Source organism: Bacteroidota bacterium (assembly GCA_030706565.1).
GTDB lineage: Bacteria > Bacteroidota > Bacteroidia > Bacteroidales > JAUZOH01 > JAUZOH01.
In genome coordinates, this window is sequence record JAUZOH010000213.1 from 1 (window position 1) to 6577 (window position 6577).

General features: G+C 38.9%; 4 protein-coding genes. All 4 read left to right on the forward strand.

The genetic code is table 11. The annotated features are described in order from the left end of the window. On the forward strand, positions 1–1560 hold a 1560-nt coding region (locus tag Q8907_10965; protein ID MDP4274788.1), incomplete at its 5' end, for a SusC/RagA family TonB-linked outer membrane protein. Positions 1561–1618: 58 nt separating this feature from the next. Continuing rightward, positions 1619–3505 (forward strand): RagB/SusD family nutrient uptake outer membrane protein, encoded by a 1887-nt coding sequence (locus Q8907_10970; GenBank protein MDP4274789.1) that lies wholly within the window; start codon positions 1619–1621, stop codon positions 3503–3505. A 160-nt stretch (positions 3506–3665) separates the two neighbouring features. After that, positions 3666–4844, forward strand: coding sequence for a DUF5000 domain-containing lipoprotein (locus tag Q8907_10975; protein ID MDP4274790.1), 1179 nt, complete (start codon positions 3666–3668; stop codon positions 4842–4844). A 57-nt stretch (positions 4845–4901) separates the two neighbouring features. After that, positions 4902–6002: a DUF4998 domain-containing protein gene (locus Q8907_10980; GenBank protein ID MDP4274791.1), complete on the forward strand. Its 1101-nt coding sequence runs from the start codon at positions 4902–4904 to the stop codon at positions 6000–6002. Positions 6003–6577 lie beyond the last annotated feature (575 nt).

Here is a 6577-nt window from a genome sequence, read left to right on the forward strand (position 1 = left end):
AATGATGCAACAGGTACGGAATACCTTGGCTACAGCGAAGGAACCAAAACGCTGACCTCCAGTTTTTATATGGAATCTATGTTGAATTATAACAATACTTTTAATAAAAAACACAATTTGAGTGGCCTGTTGGTTTACATGATGCGGAATCAGTTAAATGCAAATGCCGGAGATCTTCAACAATCCCTGCCGTTCAGGAACCTGGGCGTATCTGGAAGAGCTACTTATGCCTATGATAATCGCTATTTCCTGGAGTTCAATTTTGGTTACAATGGCTCTGAAAGATTTTACAAGACAAAACGTTTCGGATTTTTCCCTTCTGCCGGTTTGGCCTGGAGTATTTCTAATGAAAAATTCTTCAAACCTTATAAGGATGTGGTTACCAATTTAAGGTTAAGAACTACCTATGGACTTATAGGAAATGATGAAATTGGTTCAGCTACCGACCGTTTCTTCTATTTGTCTAATTTGAACATGAATAATTCCAGTATGGGCGCAACTTTTGGCCGTGATCCGGGTGGATATTCCTTAAATGGCATATCTATTTCTAGATATTCAAATGAAGGTATTACCTGGGAAACTTCAAAACAAAAAAATGTAGCTTTGGAAGTAGGCCTGTTCAGCAAGTTAAACTTGCAGGCCGAATATTACACCCAAACCCGTGATCATATCCTGATGACCAGGGCTTCTATACCGGTTACCATGGGATTTACCGCTCCGATTCGGGCTAATGTCGGAAAAGCTTCAGGAAAAGGCGTGGATCTTTCTCTGGATTATGCAGAAGCGTTTCGTAATGGATTCTCCTTTTCAGTCAGGGGTAATTTTACTTATGCTACCAGCAAATATTTGGTTTACGAAGAACCTCAATATGCAGAATCATATAGAAGTCATGTGGGGAAATCCCTTTATCAGCAGTACGGTTATATAGCCGAAAGATTATTTATTGACGATGCAGACGCGGCAAATTCTCCCAAGCAAAACTTTGGGACTTATGGCGGGGGCGACATTAAATATTTAGATGTCAATCGCGATGGCGAGATTACAGCAGCGGATATGGTTCCTATAGGAAATCCGACTTTACCTGAAATTACATACGGCTTTGGTTTTTCTACAAGTTACAAGGCTTTCGATTTTTCAGCCTTTTTCCAGGGGCTGGCCAATGAATCCTTTTGGATAGATCCTGTGGCAACCTCCCCTTTCCAGGGTCAAACACAGGTGCTAAAAGCTTATGCTGACAGTTATTGGTCGGAGGACCACCGGGATATATATGCTCTTTGGCCCAGACTAAGTCCAACAGTCAACTCGAATAATACCCAGACCAGTACCTGGTTCATGAGAGATGGTTCTTTTTTAAGGCTCAAACAAGTTGAACTGGGATTTACCGTTCCCCGGAAAATCCAGAACAGGATACATACCTCTGATTTACGTTTTTATGTAAATGGAACTAACTTGTTGAATTTTTCCAAGTTCAAGTTATGGGATGTGGAAATGGGGGGAAACGGACTGGGTTATCCTATTCAGAAGGTGATTAATTTCGGTATTAATTTGAATTTTAATTAACCTAACCCGGCTTTAGTAGTAATCGTAAAGTTTTGTTTTTAAAGACCAAACAGAAAATATGATGAAAAAAAATATAATAAAAGGAATTTTAGGGCTGATTTTCTTAACGCTGATTAGCTCGTGCAAAGAATATTTGGATGTTGTGCCGGATAATGTTGCTACGCTGGATAATGCTTTTACCATGCGCAATCAGGCAGAGAAGTTTTTATTCACTTGTTATTCATTCATGCCTGATGATGGGAATGTGGATAGAGATCCGGCCATGTTGGGCGGTGATGAAATTTGGCGTATCGCTACCAATAATGGCACCTTTTTTAATTTGGCCAGGGGATATCAAAATAAGGTAAGTCCTTATGGTGATAGCTGGGCTTCCTTATATCAGGGGATTAGGGATTGTAATATTTTCCTTGAGAATATCGAAAAAGTACCTGACATAGATGAATCGGAGAGAAGTCAGTGGGTTGCGGAGGTTAAATTTCTGAAAGCCTATTATCATTTTTATTTAGTGAGAATGTATGGCCCCATTCCGGTAATCAAAACCAATTTGTCGATTGATGCCGATGTAAACCAGGTAAAAGTAAGCCGTGATCCGGTTGATTCCTGTTTTAGCTATATAACCCAACTTCTGGATGAGGCTGCTCCCAATCTGCCATTGACCATAGCCGACCCCGTGAAGGAATTGGGGCGGATTACCCAGCCTATTGCTGTATCCTTAAAGGCTGAAGTACTGGTGTATGCCGCAAGTCCTTTATTCAACGGGAATACCGATGAGGCTGCATTAAAAAATAATGACGGTACACAGCTTTTTAACCAGACCTATTCGCAGGCCAAATGGGATTCTGCTGCCAGCGCCTGCAAACGGGCAATAGATGTTTGCAATCAAGCAGGTATGGAATTATACACACATACGAAAAACTATCAGCAGTATAATCTGACCGATACCATTGTTACTCAATTGAGTATTAGAAACAGCTTGTGTGAACGGTGGAATAGTGAGATAATCTGGGCCAATACTCAAAGTTATTGTTCTATACAAGGTACGGCCTTACCTGCCATGGACGTAACAAAACCTGAAAATTTCGTACCCAGGGGCGAATTTTCACCTCCTTTGAAAATTGTCGAAATGTTCTATACTGAACACGGTGTTCCCATCAATGAGGATGTGACCTGGAATTACAGTGAAAGATATAATTTATCAAAAGCAGGTTTTGACGATAAGTTATATATCAAAAATGGTTATACAACCGCAAATCTGAATTTTAAACGAGAACCCAGATTTTATGCTGATTTGGGTTTTGATGGCGGCATTTGGTATGGACAGGGAAATTATGACGATACAAAGGATACAAAGCTGTTTTGCGTATATGCAAAATGGAAACAGGCAAATGCCATTCAGACTGATCGTAGTACGGTTACCGGGTACTTTATTAAAAAGATCATACATTTTGAAAATGTTGTAGGAACGGGGACTACATATTCAGTTGTTCAATATCCCTGGCCGGTCATGCGCCTAAGCAGTTTATATCTTTTGTATGCCGAAGCATTGAACGAATCCCAGGGGCCCGGGACTGAAGCCTATGATTATATCAACCGGGTACGTGAACGGGCAGGATTACAGTCGGTTGAATCATCCTGGACGAATTATTCAACCAATCCTACAAAATATACGACTAAAGAAGGGTTAAGAAGCATTATACATCAGGAGCGACTGATAGAGCTGGCTTTTGAAGGCCAGAGATTTTGGGATTTGCGCCGTTGGAAGGAAGCTTCAGATGTGTTGAACGCTCCTATTCAGGGCTGGGATGGTTATCAGGAACTTCCGGAGGCTTATTACAGACCTGTCACCTTGTTTAACCAAACATTTGGCGAAAAAGATTACTTCTGGCCAATTAAGGATGATAACATCACGGTTAACCGAAACCTGGTTCAAAACCTGGGATGGTAAATCATTATGGTCAAAAATTAAAAATTGATGTTTAAATTTAATATTAAGCAATATGAAACGAACAGGTTTGCGGATAAAGATAAGACCCTGATGATTCCTCATCTGACGTAATAAAGCAAACATGAAGTTGCATAAAACCTTAAAAATAAATTATATACTTATGAAAAAGTTAAAATATTTTATCCTTATACTTTTATTCGCTACTTTATTGAGCAGATGCAAGGAAGATAAAAATCTTTTTTTGGATAGCAATGCTCCGGCTCCGGCCCAGGTTAGTGATATTAATGTGGTCCCGACTTCAGGCGGAGCCATTGTTACTTATAAAATTCCTCGGGATAAAAATCTGTCCTATGTAAAAGCCGTGTACGAGATACAACCGGGGGTGACCCGGGAGGCCAAATCTTCTTATTTCACGGATACGCTTGCTTTGGTGGGTTTTGGGGATACCCTGACTCATGAAGTAAATTTGTATAGCGTTGGGAAAAATGAAAAAGAATCCACCCCCCTTACGATAGAAGTAAAGCCTCTTATTCCTGCGGTGGACTCTGTATTTAAAACGCTTACTCTGGATGCTACATTTGGCGGTGTACGGGTTAGTTTCCTGAATAGCTTCCGGGCCGATCTTTCAATCATCGTGCTGGTCGATTCTACCGGTCAGGGTAATTGGGTCCCGGTAACTGCTGATTATACAGATGCTCTAAACGGAAGTTTCTACGGCAGGGGATTGGCTCCAGTGGAAAAGAACTTTGCCGTATTTGTAAGGGATAGATGGAACAACAAATCAGATACTCTGGTTAAATCATTAACACCGTGGACTGAACAATTAATCCCCAAAAGTCTTTTTAAAACCTATAAGCTCCCCGGAGATACATGGCAAAGTGTTCAACCTCAGTATAATTTGGAAAAAATATGGGATGATATTGTAAATGTCAATGAAAATATATTTGCATCCAACGTGATGACTGTACCTCAATATTTTACGATTGATTTGGGACAGAATGTTGTTTTCAGCCGAATGAAACTTTATCAGAGATCCAGTTACCCCTACAACGGTTCCTGGGTATATTCCTTTGAAATATGGGGATCCAATGCACCTGATGCCGATGGGGGATGGACCCATTGGCAGAAGTTGGGCGCGTTCACATCCGTAAAACCTTCCGGACTGCCTGATCCTTCTTATACAGCCAGCGATATGGATTTTGTCAAGGCGGGTGAAGATTTCATTTTCGATGGCGGACTGCCTGCTGTACGCTATATTCGTTTTGTGATGGTAAGCGACAGATCCGGTGTTGGAAAGTATGTGATAGGAGAATTGACTTTCTGGGGAACAATACAATAATGTTTTAAACCAATAAGTTGAACTTTTATATCTAATAAAATATAAAATTATTTTAAGATGAAAAATACATTCTGTTATATATTGGTATTATTCATATCCCTTGGTTTGTTTAATGGCTGTAAAAAGATGGATAGTACCTATAAGCAATATGTTGTACCCGGAGGATTAACTTATGCGGGTAAGGCGAATTCTGTTTTGGCCTATGCCGGCCGGAATAGAGTGAAACTTTCCTGGCTGCGGGGATCTGATCCCAATGTAACTAAAGCCAGGGTTTTCTGGAACAATTATAGCGATTCGGTCGAGGTAAATATCCCCTCTGTTGAGGATACGGTTAACGTTATTATTGATAGTTTGGCGGAAAGAACCTATTCTTTTGTGATCAAAACTTATGATAATAACGGAAATCCTTCCATCCCGGTCGAAATTATAGGCAGTTCTTATGGGAGTAAATACCAGTCCCAAATCTTAAACCGTTATCTGAAGTCCTCCAGAATTGACGGCCTTGGACAGATTTCCATAATATTTGGTGCTGCCGATGTGTCCAGCGGGGCTATTGTCACTGAGGTGAAATACACGGATAATTTGGGCATGTCTAAAAGTCAATATGTTAGTACAACCGATACGATGGTTAAACTATCGGATTACATGCCGGGTACTACTTTCCAATATAGAACTTTATATAAGCCCAAAACTTTATCTATTGATACTTTTTATACCGATTTCTCCGAGAAAACGTATTTTGAAATTTCAAAAAATAACTGGAACGTATTGGCTTTTTCTTCCCAGGATAATACCACTACATCGGCTGCTAAAACTTTCATTGACGGAAATATTACTACAGGTTGGAAGACTGCTGCAACAACTTCTAATTATCCGCATTATGTTACTGTGGATATGGGTATTGAAATTGCCGTTTATTCTTTCAAGGTTTATAGAAAAACAGGTGATGCCAACGGATGTAATACTTTTCAATTGTTAGTGAGTACGGATAATAAAACTTGGACTGATTTGGGGATATTTAACTTTAACCGGTCGATTGATGATGGACAATTATTTGAAATTTCAAATCATCCCAGAGCCAGGTATTTTAAGTTTGTGGGATTGACCGGGCCTCAGAGATATATGACTATGGGAGAGATTGGCGTTTTCGGGTTGTAAAAGTTATATCTGATCAATTTTTACAATAAATATTTTTGAAAAGGTTGTCTGTATTTTGCAATTTAATACAGACAACCTTTTTTAGGGCCCATTTAGAGCGTATCAAAAAATGAAAATATCTTAGTTTTTCCAGTCTTCATAGTCATGGATATATTGGTAGATATCTTCAAAACGATGATTTCTTATCCAAAATAATTTATATTATGTAATAAATTAAAAAATCAAACATTTAAATCATGCCCCGGGAATTTCTACCGACAACCATGTTAGAAAATTAAGTTTTTATACTTAACTTCGTGTTCGATTAAAACTACCAAATCTGGTTAAAATAGGAGAATGTTTGGGTGTTTATTATTTGAAACTATATTTTTTGAGCGAAATCAATCATGTAATAAATCCCATTACAAAATAAAATTATATTAATTTTTATGTATATAATTTAAGTTTCGCAAGTATTAAAAAGGGGTTATAACAGATTTCTCTGTGGCACTCTGTGTTAAAACTCTGTGGTTCTCTGTGTAATAAATCGATACAATAACACAGAGGTACACAGAGAAGACACAGAGGAATATTTC

Bases quoted from the DNA above. Each gene is read 5' to 3' on its own strand.
- Q8907_10975 (MDP4274790.1), top strand. From the start codon at position 3,666: ATGAAAAAGTTAAAATATTTTATCCTTATACTTTTATTCGCTACTTTA.
- Q8907_10970 (MDP4274789.1), top strand. From the start codon at position 1,619: ATGATGAAAAAAAATATAATAAAAGGAATTTTAGGGCTGATTTTCTTA.
- Q8907_10980 (MDP4274791.1), top strand. From the start codon at position 4,902: ATGAAAAATACATTCTGTTATATATTGGTATTATTCATATCCCTTGGT.